The organism is Anaerotruncus rubiinfantis (assembly GCF_900078395.1).
GTDB classification, from domain to species: domain Bacteria; phylum Bacillota; class Clostridia; order Oscillospirales; family Ruminococcaceae; genus Anaerotruncus; species Anaerotruncus rubiinfantis.
On sequence record NZ_FKLA01000009.1, the window covers coordinates 1925979 to 1946168 of the forward strand.

Here is a 20190-nt window from a genome sequence, read left to right on the forward strand (position 1 = left end):
TTGGTTTACTTGATGCCCAGTTTCTGCTCAACCTCGCTGACATTGAGTTCCAGAAGCTTCGAAACGCCCTCCTCCTGCATGGTCACGCCGTAAAGGACATCCGCTTCCTCCATGGTGCCGCGGCGGTGTGTGATGGTGATGAACTGGGTTTTATGGCACATCGTTCGCAGATACTGCGCATATTTGACGACGTTGACGTCATCGAGCGCCGCTTCGATCTCATCGAGCAGGCAGAACGGCGACGGGCGAACCTTGAGGATCGCAAAGTAGATTGCGATCGCGACGAACGCCTGCTCGCCGCCCGAAAGCGCCGCGAGGTTTTTGATGATCTTGCCCGGCGGCTGCACATAGATTTCAATACCGGAATCGAGAATGTTCGCGGGGTCGGTGAGCGCGAGCTCCGCCCTGCCGCCGCCGAACAGCTCGGTGAAGATCTTTGCGAAATGCCCTGCGATCTTCTGGAAGTTTTCCGCAAAGATATTCTGCATATCCCGGGTGAGATCGTTGATGAGCTTTCCAAGCTCGGCGCGGGATTTTTCCACGTCCTCGACCTGGGCCTTTAGGAAAGTATACCGCTCGGACACCTCTTTATATTCCTCGACCGCCGCAATGTTGACGCTGCCGAGCGCCTTGATTTTACTTTTGAGCTCCCCAAGCCGGCGCTGCGCCTTCGCTGGGTCCTCCACCGGCTGCGCGGCCTCGGAGGCCTGCGAACGGGTGATTTCGTATTCGTCCCACAGCCGTGATATGATCCCGTCATACTCGCTCTGCAGGGCGGTCTTTTTCTCTTCGAGCCGCGCCAATTCCCGCGCTGCCGTTTCGCGCCTGGCAAGGATTTCCTTCTCACCCGCGCGCAGCCGGGAGGACTGCGCTTCGCTCTCGTTTCGCCGCGCGGCCATCTCTCGGATTTCGGCGTTCAGCGCCTCGGCCTGCCGCGCGTAGGTCTCCCGCTGCGCCTCGGCCCCGGCGATCCTTTCGCCAATCGCCTCGATTTCGGCGGCATGTTCCGCTTTCTGGCGTTCGAGTTCGGCGGTGTGCGCCGCCTGATTTTCTTTCTGGCTGACAAGCTGCGCGATCATCTGCCGGATGCCGGCGATTTCATTTTCAAGCGCGGCCTCCCGCACCTTCCCTTCGGAAAAGCGGTTCGCGGCTTCCTCCACGCGGGACTGGCAGTCGTCGCGCTGGCTTCCCAGCCGCGCGAGATTGCCCACGACCTCCTCCATCTGGCGGGTGAGGTCGCCGAGCAATTCGGAGTTCGAGACATTCTGGCCTTTGAGCTCCTCGAGCCGCGCGGTCAGCTGGTCATATTCGAGCGCGGCCTGTTCTTTGACCCGGACCGCTTCCTCATAGGCAAGGTCGAGCCGCTTTTTCTCTGACTCGTACCGGATTTTGTCCTCCTGCGCGGTTTTCAGCTCACCGTCAATACCAGCCGCGACCGCGCGCAGTTCAGCGGCTTCCGCCTGCAGCGCCTTGAGTTCCCCGTCGAGCCTGGCCATCTGTTCCTGCAGGCCCTTCGCCTCGGCTTTCAGCGCGTCGATCTCCTTCGCACGGCTCAGGATGCCCGCGCTTTTTGCCGCGTAACCGCCGGTCATCGAACCGCCCGCGTTGACAACCTGCCCGTCAAGCGTGACAATGCGGAACTTGTAGCCCGCGCGTTTGGCAATCGCGGTCGCGCAGTCGAGATCCCGCACAATTACAATTCTTCCCAAAAGCTGGTTGATAATGCCTGCGAAACGTTCTTCATACCGGACCAGTCCGGCGGCCACACCGACAAAACCGTCCGCCGTGTCAAGCCAGCCCTCTGTAAGTCTGTTTCCCTTTACAGTGGAAACGGGCAGGAAAGTGGCCCGTCCGGAACGGGATTCCTTCAACATGCCGATTGCACGTTTGGCAACCGCTTCGTCCTTAACGGCAATATTCTGCATCGCGGCGCCGAGCGCGATCTCAATGGCGAGCGCATGCTCGTCCGCCACCGTGATGAGCCGGGAAACCGGTCCGTAGATGTCGTGCAGCGCCCCTTTTCCGGCCTGCGCCATGATGTATTTGACGCTCTGCGAAAAACCTTCCATACTGTTTTCCATGTTGAACAGCAGCTGTGCTTTTTGCAGGCGCTCCCGCGCTTTGTCCTCGTACTCACGGCGGTTGGCCGCAAGAGAATCCATCTTTTTCTGCCGACTTTCCAGCTTGAGCTGGTAACCTTTCTGGGCGTTTTGCAGCGACTGGATATTGTCCGCTATCTCCGCGAGCAGCTCGGTACAGTCCGCCTGTTCTTTCTGAACGCGGATGAGATTTTCGTCGCGCACCAGCGCATTATCTTTAATTGAGGCAAGCCGCTCAATCGTTTCGTCGATAAGCGAACCGCTCGACGCGGAAGAGAGCTTCACCTCGTTGATGCTCTGGGAAAGCGCGTATCGCCGCTCTTTGAGCGCATCGATCCGCCCCGCGCATTCGGTGCGGCGGGCGCTAAACGCGTCGATCTCCTCCTGTGTCTTTTGCTGCCCGGCGTGAAGGTCGTTCAACGCGTCCTCTTTCTGCGCGATCCCGTCCTCATATGTACGAATTTTTTCATCGAGGTCACTGTCCGACGCACCCGACTGCGTGAGCTCCGCTTCAATGCGCTGGATCGAGGACTCGTTATGGGCGATGTCATTACGCATGACCGCGATATCGGCGCCGTTTTTCGCGGACAGATCTTCGATTTCGCGGGTTTTCTGGCGGCGTTCATCAATCTGTACGGCGAGCTCCTGCATCTGCGCAAAAAGGTGGTTGATCGATTTCTCAATCCCATCGATCTCCGCCTGGATTTCATCGTGTTCAGTTTTGCAGAGCAGAATTTTGTCCTCCTGCTCGCGCAGAACCTGCTTCGAGCGCTCCAGCGTGAGCACCCACAGCGAAATTTCAAGCGTCTTTTTCTCAGCAGCATATTCAAGAAACTGCGCAGCCTTCTCCGACTGGACGCGCAGCGGTTCGACCCGGCTTTCGAGTTCCAAAAGAATATCCCGAAGGCGCAAAAGATTTTCTTCCGCACCTTCGAGTCTGCGCTGCGCCTCCGCCTTGCGATAACGGTATTTTGAGATGCCCGCGGCCTCCTCAAAAATTTCCCGGCGCTGGGTGCTTTTGGCAGAGACGATTTCGGCAATCTTGCCCTGCCCGATGATCGAATAGCCGTCCCGGCCAAGGCCGGTATCCATAAAAAGTTCGTAAATGTCCTTGAGACGAACGCTGTTCTGGTTGATGCGGTATTCGCTCTCGCCCGAACGGTAGAGTTTCCGTGAAATCGTAACCAGATCGTTTTCATAGGGAAGCGCCCGGTCGGAGTTGTCGATGGTGATCTGCACATGCGCGTAGCCCTGTGGCTTGCGTGCCTGGGTACCCCCGAAGATCACATCCTCCATTTTGCCGCCGCGCAGCGTCTTTGAGGACTGTTCGCCCAGAACCCAGCGGACCGCGTCGGCAATATTGCTTTTTCCGCTTCCATTCGGCCCAACAACAGCGGTGATCCCATCGTTGAAGGTAAGCTTTGTTTTATCGGGAAAGGACTTGAAGCCCTGAATTTCCAATGAGCGAAAACGCAAATTCACACATCCTCTATCTCTAACGTTAAACCTGTCATTGCCGCGTCTTGTCTTAGTCTTATATTATACCCCAATTCCCGCAGTTGCACAATGCCGCACGCGCCATGTCCCATAATTTTTGAAACGTTCCGCGGCGCGGTGCGCAAAATGAAATTTCCCGGCGCTTTTCCCTCAAGCAGACCTCTGATCCGATTCTGGAGAAGCCTTCCCTCGCAAAGTTCGCGGAAGGCCGGATGATACGGCCCGGCGAGCAGCCCCGCTTCAAGCGTACCTTCCGCATGCAGGCCCATGCGGATCACACGGATTCCCCGTTCCGTAAAATATTCCAGCAGACGCGCTCCGAGCACAACCGCTCCTTCAAACGTCTGCGGGCGATAATATCCGTTCCGGTAAAGACGCGCGAGCCGCGTCCCCTCCATCACAAGCGTCGGATATACCCGCACCGTCTGCGGACCAAGCGCCGCGAGCCGCTGCGCCGTCGTGAGATCGCTCTCATCGTCCGCGCCCCAAAGGCCGGTCATCATCTGCAGCCCAAGCGCAAATCCGCCTTCCAAAATAAGCCGCGCGGCATGTTCCACATCCCACGCGGTGTGCCCGCGCCCGTTTTCACGCAGTACCTTGTCGTCCATACTCTGCGCGCCAAGCTCAATGGCGGTCACGCCATAGGACTTCAAAACTGCGAGGGTTTCCGGATCGATGCAGTCCGGCCGGGTCGAAATACGGATTCCCCGGAACATCCCGTTATGTACAAACGGAGCCGCCGCTTCAAGCAGCTCCGTCCTGTATTCCCGATCGATCGCAGTGAAGCTCCCGCCGAAAAAAGCGATCTCGCCTTCGCGGTTCTGCATCCGCGCCGCCTGGGCTTCACAAAGCGCGATTACATCGCCGCCGGATGGACAATCCGCAGCGCCGGAGATGCTTTTCTGGTTGCAGAAGCTGCACCGGTGCGGACAGCCCGCATGCGGCACAAAAATTGAAAGGTTCGCATGCTTCATTGGCCCATCAGTTTGAGCGCTTCCTTCGCAGCCGCCTGTTCAGCGCTCTTTTTACTGCCGCCGGAGCCTTTGCCGATCACGTTGCTGTTGAGGTGCACTTCGACCACAAACTTCTTGTTGTGATCCGGGCCGGACTCCTCCACCAGCATATAGGAAAGCTTTTCTTCCGGATTCTTCTGGATGATCTCCTGCAGCATCGTCTTGTAGTCGTTGAAGGCGAACTGATTTTTGTTCTCAAGCAAATCGACCACAAACCCAAGCACGAACTTGCGGGCGGGCTCGATTCCTCCATCGAGGTAAACCGCGGCAAGCAGCGCCTCAAACGCGTCGGCCAGAATCGATGGCCGGGTGCGTCCGCCCATCATCTCCTCGCCGCGGCCGAGTTTGAGGTAATCTCCAAGCTGGATCTCCTCCGCGAATTCGCAGAGGGATTTTTCGCAGACCATCGCCGCGCGCAGTTTGGTGAGATCGCCTTCCGCAAGATGGAAGGTATTGAAAAGGTATTCTGACACGATGATTGAAAGCACCGCATCCCCCAAAAACTCCTGCCGCTCATTGCTCGAAAGATTCTTCTTGACCTCGTTCGCGTAGGAGGAATGGGTCAGCGCGATGTCCAAATATTTTTTCGCCTGGAAGGTGTAGCCGATCCGCTCCTCGAGCGCGGCAATCTTCAAGTTGTTTTCCATCTGTATCCCCTCTCACTGCCCATCCCGCGGCATCCGGTTTTTCAGCTCGGCCAGTGAATGCTCGATCTGCGTAACCACGCCGCGTTCGGTGTAGTTCATCGCCTGGTGGATCGCGTTTTTGAACGCGCGCGCATCCGAACTGCCGTGCGCCTTGATCACCGGCTTTGTGATACCCATGAGCGGCGCGCCGCCGTATTCTTTGTAATCCATTTTGTTTTTGAAGCCGTTTACACCGTCCTTCACAAGCAGATATCCCATCTTGGTCTTTCCGCTGGCCATGAAGATCCCCTTGAGTTCGTTCGAGAACCACTTCGCAAGCCCTTCTGTCAGTTTCAGGATGACATTTCCGGTGAAGCCGTCGCAGATTGCCACGTCGCAGCAGCCCTGCGGCAGGTAGCGCGGTTCAACGTTGCCGATGAAGTTAATCGGCGCATGCTGGAGCTGCTCATTCGCCTCCTTCTGCAGGTCAAGGCCTTTGGAATCCTCCGAACCGATGTTCACGGTGCCGACCCTTGGGTGTTTCACCCCGATGATGTTTTCCATGTAGATGCTGCCCATGATGCCGAACTGGGTGAGCATTTCCGGGCGGCATTCTTTGTTTGCGCCAATGTCGATCAGCATGTAACAGCCGTTTGCGTTTGGGATGACTGTCGCGAGCGCCGCGCGTTTGATCCCTTTGATCCGCTTGACAAGCACCGAGGCGCCCACGACAACCGCACCGGTGCTTCCGGCACTCACAAATGCGTCTCCTTCTCCGCTCGCAAGCATCTTGAGCCCGACCGCCATCGTGCAGTCGTCGTAAGACTTGACCACCTCGGCCGGGTCCACCTCGACCGGGATGACCTTCTCGACGTTCGTGATCGAAATCCGGTCAAGCGAAATGCCGTTCTTAGCCGCTTCGTCCCGGATCACCCGCTCATTGCCGACAGCAAGGATATCCACGCCGTATTCCTGCACCGCCATGGCGCAGCCTTTGAGAATTTCGATCGGCGCATGGTCGCCTCCAAACACATCCACAATAATCCGCATGTCATTTTCCTCCCTTATTCCGATTCCAATACCGTTTTCAGATGTAAAAGCCCCCGTTCAGCCACGGTCAGGTACCGCTGCTGCTTGTCCTTGATGCGTGTTTCCGCGGGCGGCAGGATTCCCATATTGCAGCCCATCGGCTGGAAATCCACGACGCTTTCGTCGCTGATGTAGTGCGAAAGCGCACCGCACATGCAGTCGCGCGGCAAAATAAGCTCTGGTTTCCCCAGAAGTATCCTGGCAAGGTGCTTCCCTGCAAGTATGCCCGACATTGCGGACTCAATATACCCTTCCACGCCGGTTATCTGCCCGGCAAAATAGATTTTCCCATTTCTCCGCAGCCGGAACGTCCTGTCGAGCAGACGCGGCGAATCGATGAAGGTGTTGCGGTGCATCACCCCATACCGCACAAATTCAGCGTTCTCAAGCCCCGGGATCATCGAAAAGACCCGCTTCTGCTCCCCAAATTTGAGATTTGTCTGGAAGCCTACCAGATTGTAGAGCGTCCCGTCACGGTTTTCCCGCCGCAGCTGCACCACCGCCCATGGACGGTGGCCGGTGCGCGGGTCGCGCAGCCCCACCGGCTTGAGCGGGCCGTAACGGATGGTGTCCGCGCCGCGCTTCGCCATGATTTCGATCGGCATGCAGCCTTCATAGACATGTTTTTCCGGCCGGTCAAAGGCATGCAGCTCGGCGCTTTCAGCCGTACGCAGCGCCTCATAAAAAGTTTCATATTCCTCTTTGCTGAACGGACAATTGATATAGTCGTCGTCCCCGCGCTCATAGCGCGCGGCAAAAAACGCCTTCTCCATATCGACCGACTGAAAGGTCACAATCGGAGCGGCGGCATCGAAGAAGCTGAGCGAACCGCCGCAGAGTGCCTCAATCTGTTTTGCGAGCGTGTCGGAGGTAAGCGGGCCGGTCGCGACAATTGTATAACCGTCGTCCGGGATTTCGGTCACTTCCCCATGCACGACCTCAATCTTTTCGTGCGCCAGGATTTTTTCGGTCACCAAGGCCGAAAACGCATCCCTGTCAACGGCAAGCGCGCCGCCCGCCGCCACGCTTGTTTTCAGAGCGCAGTCGACGACCAGCGAGCCTAATAAACGCATTTCCTCTTTCAGCATCCCGGCGGCAGAACCGATCCGCTGCGCCTTGAGTGAGTTCGAGCAGACCAGTTCAGCGAAGCTGGGATTATGGTGCGCCGGGGAATATTTCTGCGGCTTCATCTCATAAAGCCGCACCTCGATGCCTTCATTTGCGAGCGCCCACGCCGCTTCACATCCCGCGAGCCCCGCGCCGACCACCCGGACGGTCATTCTTCCGCGTCCTTTGCGGTTTTTTCTTCACCTTCACCTTTGCCCTTGACAGGCCGCGCATAATCGCAGTCTTCCTTCAGGCAGTGGATCATTGCGCCGCGTCCGGTTTTTTGGAACAGGGTCGCGCCGCATTTCGGGCATTTCTCCTCGAGCGGCTTATCCCAGGTCATGAACTGACATTGGGGATTGTGTTCACAGCCGTAATAGCCCTTGCCGTTTTTGGATTTCTTCGCAAGCACCTTTCCTCCACAGACCGGGCAGAGCCCCCCGGTTTCCTTGACAATTTTCTTGGTGTTGCGGCATTCCGGGAAGCCCGGACATGCCAAAAATTTTCCAAAGCGGCCGATCTTAATGACCATTTTGCGGCCGCAAAGCTCACAAACCACGTCGGTTTCCTCGTCCGGCACCTTGACGCGGGTTCCATCCATATTCTTTTCAGCCGTTTCCAGCGTTTCAATAAAAGGCCCGTAAAACTTGGAAAGCATCCCGACATAGTCGGCCTTGCCTTCCTCCACCTCGTCAAGCTCCTTCTCCATATTTGCGGTGAAGGTCACGTCGACGATATTGGAAAACTGCTCCTCCATCAACTTGGTCGTCACCTCGCCCAGTGCGGTCGGCTTAAGCGCTTTTCCTTCCCGTTCAACATAGTTGCGCGCCAGGATGGTTGTGATGGTCGGGGCATAGGTACTCGGACGGCCGATCCCATTTTCCTCAAGCGCCTTGATAAGCGACGCCTCGGTGTAGCGGGCGGGAGGCTGGGTGAAGTGCTGATTCGGGGAGAGCTCCTTGAGATTCAGAATATCCCCAACCGCGAGCGGCGGGAGCGCCGCGGAACCTTCCTCATCGTCGTCCTTGCTGTCCTCGTAAAGGACGGTAAAGCCGTCGAATTTCACAGTGAAGCCGGAAGCCTTGAAGAGGTATTCGCCCGCGCTAATGTCGACCGCTACCGTGTCAAGCAGGGAATTTGCCATCTGACTTGCGATGAAGCGCTCCCAGATGAGCTTGTAGAGTTTATACTGCTCGGCGGTCAGGCTCTTTTTGATGCTGTCCGGGGTGATCGCGGGATCGGACGGGCGGATCGCCTCATGCGCGTCCTGCGCGTTCTTCTTGGTCTTGAATACGCGGCGGGTACCCGGCAGGTATTCCTTGCCGTATTTGCCGACGATATAGTTTTCAGCGGCCTCGGCGGCCTCGTTCGAGATGCGCAGGCTGTCGGTACGCATGTAGGTAATGAGGCCAACCGGGCCGAGATCTTCAATTTCAACGCCTTCGTAAAGTTCCTGCGCGATCTTCATCGTGCGGCGGGACTGGTAACCAAGGCGGCGGGAAGCCTCCTGCTGAAGGGTCGAAGTGATAAACGGCGGCGACGGGGATTTCTTGCGCACACCTTTTTTGACGCCGGCGACAGTATATTCCGCGCCTTCGAGCGCCGCTACGATTTTCCTCGCGGCTTCTTCATCAGGGATGGCGGTCAGATCGAGTTTTTTGCCCCCGATTGAGTAGAGCTTCGATGGAAACGGCTTCTTTGCATAACCCTTCGCGGCAAGCTTCGCGTCGATACTCCAGTATTCCTGCTGTTTGAAAGCGCGGATCTCCTCTTCTCGGTCGACGATAATGCGTACCGCCACCGACTGAACGCGTCCAGCCGAAAGCCCCTTTCGCACTTTGCGCCAAAGGAACGGGCTGAGCTTATAGCCAACGATCCGGTCCAGGATACGGCGGGCCTGCTGCGCATCGACCAGTTTTTCATCGATCTCGCGCGGATGATCCATGCCGTATCTCACGCCGGTTTTGGTGATCTCGTTAAAGGTCACGCGGTTCGGCTCGTGCAGATCCACGCCGAGCATCTGCGCCAGGTGCCAGGAAATCGCCTCCCCTTCGCGGTCAGGGTCGGTCGCGAGGTAGATGGTTTCGCTCTTTTTAGCTTTCTTTTTGAGATCCTTGATGAGGTCCTCCTTGCCTTTGATATCGACATAGATCGGCGAGAACTCATGCTCGACATCCACGCCGAGCTTGCTTTTGGGCAGGTCGCGCACATGTCCCATTGAGGCAACGACATCGAAATCCTTGCCCAGATATTTTTTGATTGTCTTGGCCTTTGCAGGCGACTCGACAATTACGAGGTTTGACAAACAAAACCATTCCTTTCTGGAGAATCATTCTCTTTATCCGCATGCGTTAATTCGCAGTTGCTTTCAATCTGATTCCGGCTCCCGGATCACATACCGTTTGCCGGGCAGGACTTTTACAAGATCCTGCAGTTCAAGCTCGGTGAGCGCCACCATGCACTCCATCGCGGAAAATCCCGTCCGGCCGACGATCCAGTCGCCATCCGCCGGCTCCCGCCCAAGCAGCTCATAGATCCGCTGCGCCGGCATGGACACCGCACGCGCGTCGAGCTCCGCTTTTACAATCCGTTTTACCGGCGCGGCAGCTTCCTGCGCCACCATCAGGAATTCCTCCCGGCCGCTCCCGGCCGGACGCGCAATTTTGCGTGGAAAATTTACCTGCTGGGTCTGCATCGGCGCTGAAACAGCGCGCAGCCGCCGCACAATCGATTTGGGGTCCATCTTCTCAGGGAATTTGTTTATATATTCCTCTAAAATGCTGTAAACATTCACGACAATCTTCGCGCCATCCTTGATCAGCCGGTTACAGCCGGTCATCTTCGCATCGAAGATCCCGCCCGGCACGGCGAACACGTCCCGGTTCTGCCGCAGCGCATGATTCGCGGTGATGAGCGCTCCGCTCTGTTCGGGTGCCTGCACAACCACCACACCGGATGCGATCCCGGAGAGCAGGCGGTTGCGGATGTGGAAATTATATCTGCGCGGCGCTTCCCCAAACGGGAATTCGGAGATCAATACACCGCCATTCTCTAGGATGCTTCGTTTCAGTCCGTGGCTCGCCTGCGGATAATCGATATCCATCCCGCAGGCAAGCAGCCCGATCGTCCTGCCCTGTGCGCGAAGCGCCCCTTCATGGCATGCACAGTCGATTCCGACCGCCAGACCGCTTGCGATCGTGCATCCGGCGACCGCAAGGTCGTAGGAAAGCTTTGCGGCACAGGTTTCGCCGTATTGGTCGCTTTCCCGTGTACCGACCATCGTAATGACAAGTTCCCCGTCGATTCCCGAAAGGTCGCCGCGTACATATAATACACACGGCATGCAGTCGATATTTGTCAGATTGGAGGGATAGTCCGGATGATCCGGTGTAATGACGGCACACTGGTGCTTTTTCGCCCGCAGCAGGTTCTCTTTCGCATGCTCCAGCGTAGTCGCTTTGATCTTTTCGATCTCCTTTGGCGCGAAAATTCCAGTCGCGGAAAGCTCGCGCGCGCTCATGCGGTATAGGGCTTCGGGCGAACCGATTTCGCGGATCACACGATCCGCTTTGACATTGCCGATCCCCAGCGCTTCCTGCAGCCAGATCCAGTAAATGCGGTCAGCCATGCTCGGCCCCTCCTGTCATATCTTTTCCCTGTTGTCCTGATCGCTAGATCAAAGCCGGTCCCGGGTCATCTCCCAGACCAGAATTCCCGCGGCCATTGCCGCATTGAGCGATTCGCTGTCCGGCCGCATCGGAATGATCACCGCCCCGTCGCACTGATCGATCATCTCTTTGGCCAGTCCATTGCCCTCATTTCCGATGACGACGGCACAGCCGCCGGCTAGCTTTGCCTTTGAAACCGGCGCCGCCCCTTCACACAGCGCGGCGGCCCAAACCGGCACCTTCTCCTGCCGCAGCGCCGCGATAATACCGTCAAGATCGCCGCACACCGCAGACGGTACCTTGAACACGCCGCCCATCGACGCGCGCAGCACCTTGAGGCTGTACAGATCCGGGCAGTCGTCCGAAAGAAATACCCCGTCCACCCCAAAGGCGGCGGCGGTACGCAGGATCGTGCCGAGGTTTCCGGGATCCTGCAGGGATGAAAGCAGGAGAAATTTACCGTTACTGCCTATTTTAACAGGTTGCGTTTGGTTGTCAAGCATCGAAAATACGCCGAATACCCCCTGCGGGCTCGGTGACTGAGCCAGCTTCGCAGCCACCGAAGATGAAATTCCAACCAGCTCCAGGCCTTTTTCCGCAAGCTTCGTCAACACATCATATCGCTTGAACGCCTCTTCGGTGACATACGCCGCCCGCGGCGTACAGCCCGCATTGAACGCCTCCGCTGTGAGCTTGACCCCTTCGGTGACGAAACGCCCGGTTTCCCGGCGCGCCTTGCGCGAACCGGCCAGCCGCACATATTCCTTGACCGCGGGATTCTCCCGCGAAGTGATTTCCCGCAGCACCATGTGGCAAAATCCTCCTTTTATCAGAAAGGGATAAAATTACAAATACGCCCGCAGTCAATGACGCGGGCGTATACTGCAAGATTATTAAAGGGCTGCTTTCGCCTTTTCGCACAGGGCAGTGAACGCGGCCGCATCGTTGATGGCGATCTCGGAGAGCATCTTTCTGTTGAGATCGACACCGGCCTTGTTAAGGCCGTTCATCAGCGTGCTGTAGTTCATGCCGTTGATGCGAGCGGCGGCGGAAATGCGGGTGATCCACAGGCGGCGGAAATCACGCTTTTTCTGTTTTCTGCCGATGAAAGCGTAGTTTCCGGATTTCATGACCTGCTGTTTGGCCATTTTAAAGAGCTTGCTCTTAGCGCCAAAATAACCTTTGGCAAGCTTCAGAGTCTTTTTTCTTCTTTTGCGCGTCATCATTGCGCCCTTAACACGAGCCATATCTATTTACCTCCGTTATTTTTCCGATTATTTGTAAGGAATGAGCAGTTTAATGGTCGGAGCATTGGTCTTGTCCGCGTAGGTGCCCTGGCGCAGACGGCGGCCTCTCTTGGTGTCCTTCTTGGTCAGGATATGGGACTTGTAAGCACGGGCGCGCTTTACTTTACCATTTTTGGTGAGTCCGAAGCGCTTTTTTGCGCCGGTATGAGTCTTCAGCTTAGGCATTTTTGTTTCCTCCCTTAATATTGGTGGCCGGCTTTGGCGAAATAAACATAACCATGCTGCGGCCTTCCATCTTGGGCTGTTTTTCCACGTTGCCCACGGCAGCCACGGCGTCGGTAAACCGCTGCATAATGTTCGTGCCCAGCTCGGGATGCGCCATCTCACGGCCTCTGAAACGCAAAGCAGCTTTCACCTTGTCCCCGCCCTCAAGGAACTTGATGGCACGGTTGACTTTTGTGTTAAAATCGTTGGTATCGATGTTCAACGAGAGCCTGATCTCCTTGATTTCAATGACCTTCTGATTTTTTCTTGCTTCTTTTTCGCGTTTGGCCTGCTCGAATTTATACTTGCCGTAGTCCATGATCTTGCAGACCGGCGGGGCCGCCTGAGGAGCAATTTTCACCAGGTCAAGGTTCTTTTCAATCGCCATGTTCTGCGCCACCGCCAGGGAAACGATTCCCAGCTGCTCGCCCTCCGTGCCGACCAGACGAACTTCTTTGTCCCTAATCTCCTCATTGATGAGCAAATCCTTAGTGCTAATGCGAAACACCTCCAAAGCCTTTCTTACAAAATAAAACTGAGCGCAGGCAAAATCCACCCACGCTCATTGTCACACAATTACCCTCATCGGGAAAACCGTATTGACCAGCCGGCACATCACCGGCGAGGTGAGAACAGAATCTGCTCTGCTTTGTTTACTAAAGGATTGTATCATAGAATTTCTTCGCTGTCAACACCCTGTTTTTTGAAATCGAGCCGGATCTCCCGCCCGAGCGCGAACGAATAGAGCACGCATTCCTTCACCGGCACGCCCAGGCTTTCCCCGAGCACCCTGCGGTAAAGGTCCAGCTGCCCATAATACCGGTCGATGAGTTCCTGTGGCTCCTTCACATAATCGCTCTTATAGTCGACGATCACCGCCTGCCCGCCCTCAATAAAAACACAGTCGGCCACGCCCTGGATGGCGGTCCTGCTGTCACCGTCGAAAAGGCCGGTGTAGTCCCCAAGTGTCTCCTCGCCGACTTCCGCCAGAAAGCGCAGCTCACGGTAGACCTTCTCCGCCGTGAAAATCCGCCCGGCCAGCGTCCCGGAAAAGAACCGGTTCAGCTTGCCCGCATCGACCGCATCGGCTTCCTGCCGGGTGAGATATCCATTCTCCACCATCCGTTCAATCTCCGCAGGCGCGTCCTTCGCAGCTGCGGCGTAATCGGCGAACTGCATAAACTTATGCAGCGCATTTCCCATCTGCGCGCCGGTAAGTCCCGACGCCGACAAAAAGGCCGGGCGCCGGGCGAAGCGGTAAGCTTTGGCCATTTCGCCTTTGGAAATCTGTGAAACCGCCATCTTGGTCGGGATTCTCGTCTGCGCCTCAAACGGATACCGGTACGCAATCCGCTCCTTCAGCAGGGTAAGCAGCCGCGGGTCAGGGGCGGCCTGCCCCGCCTCATCCGCTTTTGCTTCCTGATCCGGGTCGTCCAGCACCGGCACGATCCGCAGGTTCAGCTGGCTTTCATCCGGCGCTGTCTGCACGTCCACGCCGATTTCAGCAAGCGCGGGCAAAAGGTCCTGATGGTGTATCGCCGCCATCAGGAGCCAGTCGAGATAGCTCGACGCGGCCCGCACCTGATAAGGCGAAAGCCTGCCGTCCGCTTCGAGCGGCGCGCAGTACCCCGCAAGCTTTTCCTCTGCCTTCGTAACCGTCCCGGTGATGTACAGCCGTTCCTTCGCCCGGGTGAGCGCCACATAGAGCACCCGAAGCTCCTCCGAAAGGGATGAACGTTCAATCTCAAGCCGCAGCGCCTGCATCGGTACCGTGGTAAACTGCTTCATCAGCTCGAAGTCACGGCGTACACAGGCAAAACCCAGCCGCGAATGCAGCAGGGTATTCCCATAGAGATCCTCCTTATTAAAACGTTTTGCACTGTCGCAGAGGAATACCACCGGAAATTCCAGCCCTTTCGAACGATGGATGCTCATAATCCGCACCACATCCGCCTGCTCGGAAAGGCTCGCGGCCGGAGCAAGGTCACTTTTCCGCTCGAGCAGCTGGTCAAGGAACCGCACAAAGCCCGGAAGGCCCTTATAGCCGCTCGCGTGGTAATCGCAGGCGTACTGCACAAGCAGCAGCAGGTTCGCGCGGCGGGTTTCGCCCAAACGCATCACCTGTACCTTGCCAAGGTAATCGGTCAGCTCATAAATCTTGCGGATCACCTGGTCGGCGGTCGCGCCAGCGGCAAATTGCCGCAGGCGGGCAAGCGTTTCAAGAAACGCCACGCAGTGCAGGTCTCCTTCGCCGGCGCGCGCGGCAAGCGCCAGATAGAGCGGCCCGCGCCTTTTCGCAAGGCGCAGAGCGGCCATTTCGTCCGCTGTAAAACCGAACAGCGCCGACATCATTACAGCGGCCAGGTCAATATCCAAAAGCGGATTGTCAATCACCCGCAAAAGCGAAATCACCGGTGCGATTTCCTTTGTGGTCAGGTAACCGCTCTTTGGTTCCGACCAGACCGGAACACCAAGCTTCGTAAGCGCGTCAAAATAGGTCTGCGCCTTGCCGGACGGCGACCGCATCAGGATACAGATGTCTCCGGGCCGGACTTTCCGCAGCCCGCTGCCGTCCGAGACAAGCGTCCCGGCCTCCAAAAGCCCTGCGATCCGTTCGGCCACGTAGCCCGCCTCTACCGCCGATTTATCGCGCTCCCCAGCATATTCGCCGACATCGAGCAGCTCGAGTGACACGCCTTCCTGGACGCCCGGCGGAAATACCGCACCCGGGACAAGCGCTTCTTCATCAGTATAATCAAGTTCACCGATTTTTTCGCTCATCAGCAGCCGGAAAAAGAAGTTGATCCCGCCAATGACCTCCGGCGCGCTGCGGAAATTCTTTCCAAGGGTGATCCGTGCCGGAAAATGCGCACCGTCAAAAGGCGCATAGCGCTTTTTCTTTTCAAGAAACAGCTCCGGCATCGCCTGCCGGAAACGGTAAATGCTCTGCTTGACGTCGCCCACCATGAAAAGGTTTGTTTCATCACGTGAGACGGCACGGAAAATGATTTCCTGCGCCTCGTTGGTATCCTGAAACTCATCGACCAGCACCTCGTCATAAAGCGCCGAAATGTTCTCAGCGAGCGGTGTTTTGGCGTATCCCGCTCCGACCGTGCGCACGAGCAAAGCGATCGCGTACTGTTCCATATCTGAAAAGTCCATCAGGTTGCGCTGGAGCTTTTGCCGTGTGAAATCGTCGTCAAACTCCTTCACGAGATCGAACAGCATTTCCACCATCGGCTTTAGAAATGCGATGTCCTCCGCGAACTCAGCGGCGGTTGCGCAGAACTGCCCCTTCGAAAGCCCGTCGACGATTCCCTTCACCGCCCTGCGCAGGCCCTGGACGCTTCCCTTCTGCGGGCTGTCCCCTTTGAGTGGCCGCAGCTTATCAAAGGTAAAGGCGGCGAGTTTTTCGCAGACGCCGTCCCAGTCGCGCCTTGCCGCGATGGCGGCGGCCTGTTCCAGCTGAAGCAGATCGTGGGAAAATGCATCCAGATAGGCAGCGGCCATCGCTTCGTCTGTGGTGATGATGCCAAGCGCCTGCCGGGTCAGCTGTATCGCGTAATCGAACGCCTCCGCCGTGTAGGAAAGGATCGCCTGACCCCAGATTGAATCAGCCACCCGAACCGACGGGCTGTAATAGCCGAGCTTCTCGTCAAGCCAGTTGCGGTAAAACGGATGCGCCCGCACAAAGTCGTAGAGTGAAAATAAAGTCGAGAAGAGCCTGCTGTCGTCGCGTCCGCTGCTCAACAGCTCGACCAGCTCGGCAAACGCCGCTCCGCGTTCGCTGTGGAACCGTTCGACCGTGCCGCTTGCGCAATCGCGCCGCAGGATTTCAAGCTCCTTTTCGTCCGCTACCCGCAAATTGGGCGAGATACCGAGCAGCTGGAAGTTTTCGCGGATGAGGCTGATACAGAAGGAATGGACCGTCCCAATCTGCGCGCGTCCCAAAAGCAGCTGCTGCCGCAGCAGCTGTTCGTCGTCCGGATGAACGGCAAGCATGTCCGAAACGCGCGCCATGATCCGCTGTTTCATCTCGAGCGCGGCGGCATTCGAAAAGGTCATGACCAGCAGGCGGTCGGCATCGACGGGATGATCTTCGTCGAGCAGCAGCCCCACAACCCGTTCCACCAGCACAGCGGTCTTGCCGCTGCCGGCGGCCGCCGATACCAATACTGTCCCGCCGCGCGCCGAAATTGCATTCTGCTGTTCGGGCGTCCAGCGTTTTTCAGCCATCGGAGTCCTCCTTCCCCATCAGTTCATAGATGCGCTCCTTGTCAATCTCGCAGAGCTTTCGTACCGGGTCCCCCTCCTCATGCCCGCAGACCGCATGATAATCGCACCAGAGGCAGGGCGAATAATCCGACAGTCCGTCGGCTGGTTTGGCGCCGATCTTCCCGCCGTACAGGTCGCTGGAGATTTCAGTGAGCAGCTTTTCAACCTGCCTGCGGATCTGTGCCATCTGCGTGAGGTTCGCAAGCGAGCTGTGTACATCGAAGCTGCCGTCTTTCTTGGCCTTTGCTGGGATGAACACCCCGGCAAGGTCCGGCTCCATCGCGGAGAGGACCTCCCTGTCCTCAATCAGGATGCCGTTCATCTTGAGCCGCTTGAGCTGCTCGGCGCGTATTTCCTCGTCGGAAGCATGCCGCCCGGCCGAAATCACGCTGTCCCGCGCGGGCATGTAGAGCACACCCGCGGGGACCGGTTCCGCCCCGTCCGGCAAAGGATTCTCACAGATTGAAAAAAGGTAGATCAGCATCTGCAGGTTGAGTCCGTAATAGACGTCGGACAGATTGAAGGTCTTGCGGCCGGACTTGTAGTCCACCACCCGCACATATCGTTTCTGCCCGCGCCGCAGAACGTCCACGCGGTCGACGATCCCTTCGACGATCACCTTGGTGCCATCCGCCGCGATCAGGTCGAGCGGCTTTATCTGCGCATCCAGGTTGATCGGCAGCTCGAACGCTTCCGGCTCAAATTCGCTCTGCGAAAACTCCAGCCCCAGCCGCCGGAGCAGCCGGACAAGCGTGTTCACCAGCCGCCGGAAGAGATATTTGAAGCGCGCGGGCATCTCTTCAAGATTCTGGATCTTCGCGCCGAGGTCCGCTTCAATGAGTTCGGAAATCTCCGCACGCAGCTGCGCGTCCGGAAGGACGAAAAGTCCCCTGCCGCCATGTTTTTTCACCATCTTTTCGAGCACCAAGTGGATGAGCGAGCCCGATTCGATCGGATTAAATTCCGCTTTGCGGCGGGTGTTGAGCCGCAGCCCCACCTGGCAGAAATACGAAAACGGGCAGCTGTAGTACCGCTCGACCTTGGACGGCGAAATGCGCATTTCACGTCCAAAGAGCCTCCGCGCCGCCGCGCGGTCGTACAGGGCGAACTCCCGCGCGCCGCTGCAGCTTTCGAGCTGCGCCATCCGCCGCGGTGCGTTCTCCGCAAAATACGCCTTCAGCGTCGCCTCCCGGACGGAATCCTCCCGCCAGCACCGGGTCATCGCGTCAAACGCGGTTTTTTCGTTTACGGCGCGCCCAAGCGCGTCGTAAAAAGAAGGCGCGCCGAAGATTTTGTCCCCCAGGATTCCGCGCAGCTGTGCGAGCGCGCCGGACGGCGCGAGCGCGCCCCCCGCGGTGTCCCGCATCGGCCAGGTCATATAAAGGCGTTCAGACGCCTGGGTCAAGGCGAAATAGACGAAGTAACGCTCAAAGAGGGCGTACTGCTCCGGCGTACGCAGAAGATCCACGCCGCGCTCTTTGAGAAGGTTGCGCTCCGCCGGGGAAAAGATGCCCCCAGGCGCGTCCCACAGCGGGAACGCCCCCTCGTTGAGCCCAATTATAAAGGCCGCGCGCGGACCATTCGGCCGGATGCGGTCCGCTGTGCCGGCAATCACCTGATCAAGCGTCTGCGGCAGCGAGCCAATGTCCGAAGCGGCGAGGCTCATGCGCAAAAGATCGATATAACGCGAAAGCTTGAAGCTTGTCCCGCCCAACGCGCCTCCGAACACATCCAGAATCCCGACCAACAGATCCCAGACCTGCGCGCCGGTTTCCAAAAAGCGCTTCTGCTCCTCCAGATCCATCTCCTGTGCGCTCTCCTGGAGGTGCTCCGCCGCTTTGCAGTCGGCAAGATATTGGAATACCGCGCCCGCAAATCCACGTCCATCACAATTTTCCAGCCGGTTCATCAATTTGCGCAGCGGTCCCGCCAATTTTTCACGCGCCGCGTTGATCCGGGAAAGCGCGGCAGTCTGCTCCTCTGTAAAGCCTTCCACCATGCCATCCGGATTATTGACAAAATCCGCAACCCAGGTAAATCCGCTGATTCCCCAGGTGAAGCAGTAATTTTCCAAAAGTCCCGCGTCCACCTGATCCACTCCGGTGATGCAGTTTTTTGCAAGCGAAAGCACCGCGTCGGTGGAGAAGTTCCCGCGCACCGCTTCGAGCGCGCCAAGCACGCCGCTCACCAGGGGATACACCTGGATATCCTCCCGCTGGTCGGCAAAAAACGGGATATCATACCGCGAAAAGACCGTTTCAAGCGGTACAAGATACCGCTCAAGGCTCCTTCCAATCACCACAATATCCCGGTAACGGTATCCTTTTTCCCGCACAAGCAGAGCGATCTGCGCTGCAATATACTCCAACTCATCGTAAAGGTCTTCGCATGATATGGCAAAAACATCCCGCGTATCCGCAGATATCTCCGGCCGCAGTTTCGGATATTCCCTCGCCACGGCAGCCAACGCGGGGTTTTGAAACCGGTGCGGCTCCCGCATCACGACCGGCGGACTAACCCGGGCGCCGCACCGTTTGGCCATTTCGGTCAAACGGTGCGCGGTACGCGCGGGCGCACTGAGTGCGCCCGTGGCGCCCGGCGCCTGCGGCCCCTCGCAGGTGAGCGTCACGGTCACACGCGGGCAGAACTCGAGCAGCAGCGCAAGCATCCTCCATTCCGCGCCCATAAAGGCCATAAACCCATCGATAAAGACTTCGTAATCCTCCAGGAAGTCCGGATGTTCCTCCAGTTTTTTGCAGGCGCGCCACAGGTTGTCGTCCGGGTCGGTGTAACCCTGTTCAATGAGCGCCTGATAGGTCTCAAAAATCAGCGCGATGTCTCCGAGCTTGTCCGAAAGTCCCCCGGAAGCATCCCGCGCAACCGCACGCAAAATTTCCGGTTCCACGCCGGCGGTTTTCAGTTCACTGACGGTTTCGCACATCGAAGCGACCAGCGCCGCGTCTTCCGCGTTCCTTCGGTAAACCGACAGCCCGTCCCGCAGTTCCCCCAGCGCCACGCTCATGAGCAGATATTTTGCCGTTTCATCCAGATGAACGCCCGCAAGTCCTCCAAACTCTCGGAAAATGCGGTCGCAAAGGCGTGTAAAGCTGAGCACCTCCACAGATAGGGCATCCTTCGCGCCGAGTCTGCGATAGAGCATCTTTTCGCTTTCAAACGAATACTGTTCCGGCACGATCAGAATCGCTTTCCTGCCATTTTTCACAGCCTGCCCGATCCGCTCATGCAGCAGCGTCGTCTTGCCCGTCCCGGCAATTCCAAGAATCAGATCCAGCATTCGTTCACCA

General features: G+C 57.5%; 13 protein-coding genes. All 13 read right to left on the reverse strand.

Features of this window, described 5'->3' with window-relative positions; all coding sequences use genetic code 11:
- Nucleotides 1–5: 5 nt before the first annotated feature.
- Entirely contained in the window at nucleotides 6–3581 is a 3576-nt protein-coding gene (gene smc, locus BN4275_RS14765; protein ID WP_423230145.1) for a chromosome segregation protein SMC, read from the reverse strand.
- A complete protein-coding gene (locus tag BN4275_RS14770; protein ID WP_066459657.1) occupies nucleotides 3578–4570 on the reverse strand; it encodes an elongator complex protein 3 in 993 nt (330 codons plus the stop codon). The genes smc and BN4275_RS14770 overlap by 4 nt, the downstream gene beginning before the upstream one ends.
- Nucleotides 4567–5256 carry a ribonuclease III gene (gene rnc, locus BN4275_RS14775; protein WP_066459658.1) on the reverse strand — a complete coding sequence of 230 codons (690 nt, stop codon included), beginning with the start codon at nucleotides 5254–5256 and terminating at the stop codon, nucleotides 4567–4569. The genes BN4275_RS14770 and rnc overlap by 4 nt, the downstream gene beginning before the upstream one ends.
- Nucleotides 5257–5268: 12 nt before the next feature.
- Nucleotides 5269–6285 (reverse strand): phosphate acyltransferase PlsX, encoded by a 1017-nt coding sequence (gene plsX / locus BN4275_RS14780; RefSeq protein WP_066459659.1) that lies wholly within the window; start codon nucleotides 6283–6285, stop codon nucleotides 5269–5271.
- Nucleotides 6286–6299: 14 nt separating this feature from the next.
- Entirely contained in the window at nucleotides 6300–7604 is a 1305-nt protein-coding gene (trmFO, locus tag BN4275_RS14785) for a methylenetetrahydrofolate--tRNA-(uracil(54)-C(5))-methyltransferase (FADH(2)-oxidizing) TrmFO (protein WP_066459660.1), read from the reverse strand.
- A complete protein-coding gene (gene topA, locus BN4275_RS14790) occupies nucleotides 7601–9736 on the reverse strand; it encodes a type I DNA topoisomerase (RefSeq protein WP_066459662.1) in 2136 nt (711 codons plus the stop codon). Before topA ends, trmFO begins: the two co-directional genes overlap by 4 nt.
- Nucleotides 9737–9799: 63 nt before the next feature.
- A complete protein-coding gene (dprA, locus tag BN4275_RS14795) occupies nucleotides 9800–11059 on the reverse strand; it encodes a DNA-processing protein DprA (protein ID WP_066459664.1) in 1260 nt (419 codons plus the stop codon).
- 48 nt (nucleotides 11060–11107) lie between these two features.
- On the reverse strand, nucleotides 11108–11908 hold the full coding sequence (locus BN4275_RS14800) for a TrmH family RNA methyltransferase (RefSeq protein WP_066459666.1): 801 nt from the start codon (nucleotides 11906–11908) through the stop codon (nucleotides 11108–11110).
- An 84-nt stretch (nucleotides 11909–11992) separates the two neighbouring features.
- Complete coding sequence (gene rplT / locus BN4275_RS14805) at nucleotides 11993–12346, reverse strand: 50S ribosomal protein L20 (protein WP_066459668.1); 354 nt, start codon at nucleotides 12344–12346, stop codon at nucleotides 11993–11995.
- Nucleotides 12347–12373: 27 nt separating this feature from the next.
- Entirely contained in the window at nucleotides 12374–12571 is a 198-nt protein-coding gene (gene rpmI, locus BN4275_RS14810; RefSeq protein ID WP_066459672.1) for a 50S ribosomal protein L35, read from the reverse strand.
- Complete coding sequence (infC, locus tag BN4275_RS14815; protein WP_242863684.1) at nucleotides 12564–13166, reverse strand: translation initiation factor IF-3; 603 nt, start codon at nucleotides 13164–13166, stop codon at nucleotides 12564–12566. The genes rpmI and infC overlap by 8 nt, the downstream gene beginning before the upstream one ends.
- A gap of 113 nt (nucleotides 13167–13279) precedes the next feature.
- Nucleotides 13280–16846, reverse strand: a complete 3567-nt coding sequence (gene addA / locus BN4275_RS14820; protein WP_066459675.1) for a helicase-exonuclease AddAB subunit AddA — start codon at nucleotides 16844–16846, stop codon at nucleotides 13280–13282.
- Nucleotides 16839–20180, reverse strand: a complete 3342-nt coding sequence (locus tag BN4275_RS14825) for a PD-(D/E)XK nuclease family protein (protein ID WP_066459676.1) — start codon at nucleotides 20178–20180, stop codon at nucleotides 16839–16841. Before BN4275_RS14825 ends, addA begins: the two co-directional genes overlap by 8 nt.
- Nucleotides 20181–20190 lie beyond the last annotated feature (10 nt).

Bases quoted from the DNA above. Each gene is read 5' to 3' on its own strand.
- BN4275_RS14770 (WP_066459657.1), bottom strand. From the start codon at position 4,570: ATGAAGCATGCGAACCTTTCAATTTTTGTGCCGCATGCGGGCTGTCCG.
- rnc (WP_066459658.1), bottom strand. From the start codon at position 5,256: ATGGAAAACAACTTGAAGATTGCCGCGCTCGAGGAGCGGATCGGCTAC.
- plsX (WP_066459659.1), bottom strand. From the start codon at position 6,285: ATGCGGATTATTGTGGATGTGTTTGGAGGCGACCATGCGCCGATCGAA.
- trmFO (WP_066459660.1), bottom strand. From the start codon at position 7,604: ATGACCGTCCGGGTGGTCGGCGCGGGGCTCGCGGGATGTGAAGCGGCG.
- dprA (WP_066459664.1), bottom strand. From the start codon at position 11,059: ATGGCTGACCGCATTTACTGGATCTGGCTGCAGGAAGCGCTGGGGATC.
- BN4275_RS14800 (WP_066459666.1), bottom strand. From the start codon at position 11,908: ATGGTGCTGCGGGAAATCACTTCGCGGGAGAATCCCGCGGTCAAGGAA.
- rplT (WP_066459668.1), bottom strand. From the start codon at position 12,346: ATGGCTCGTGTTAAGGGCGCAATGATGACGCGCAAAAGAAGAAAAAAG.
- rpmI (WP_066459672.1), bottom strand. From the start codon at position 12,571: ATGCCTAAGCTGAAGACTCATACCGGCGCAAAAAAGCGCTTCGGACTC.
- addA (WP_066459675.1), bottom strand. From the start codon at position 16,846: ATGGCTGAAAAACGCTGGACGCCCGAACAGCAGAATGCAATTTCGGCG.
- BN4275_RS14825 (WP_066459676.1), bottom strand. From the start codon at position 20,180: ATGCTGGATCTGATTCTTGGAATTGCCGGGACGGGCAAGACGACGCTG.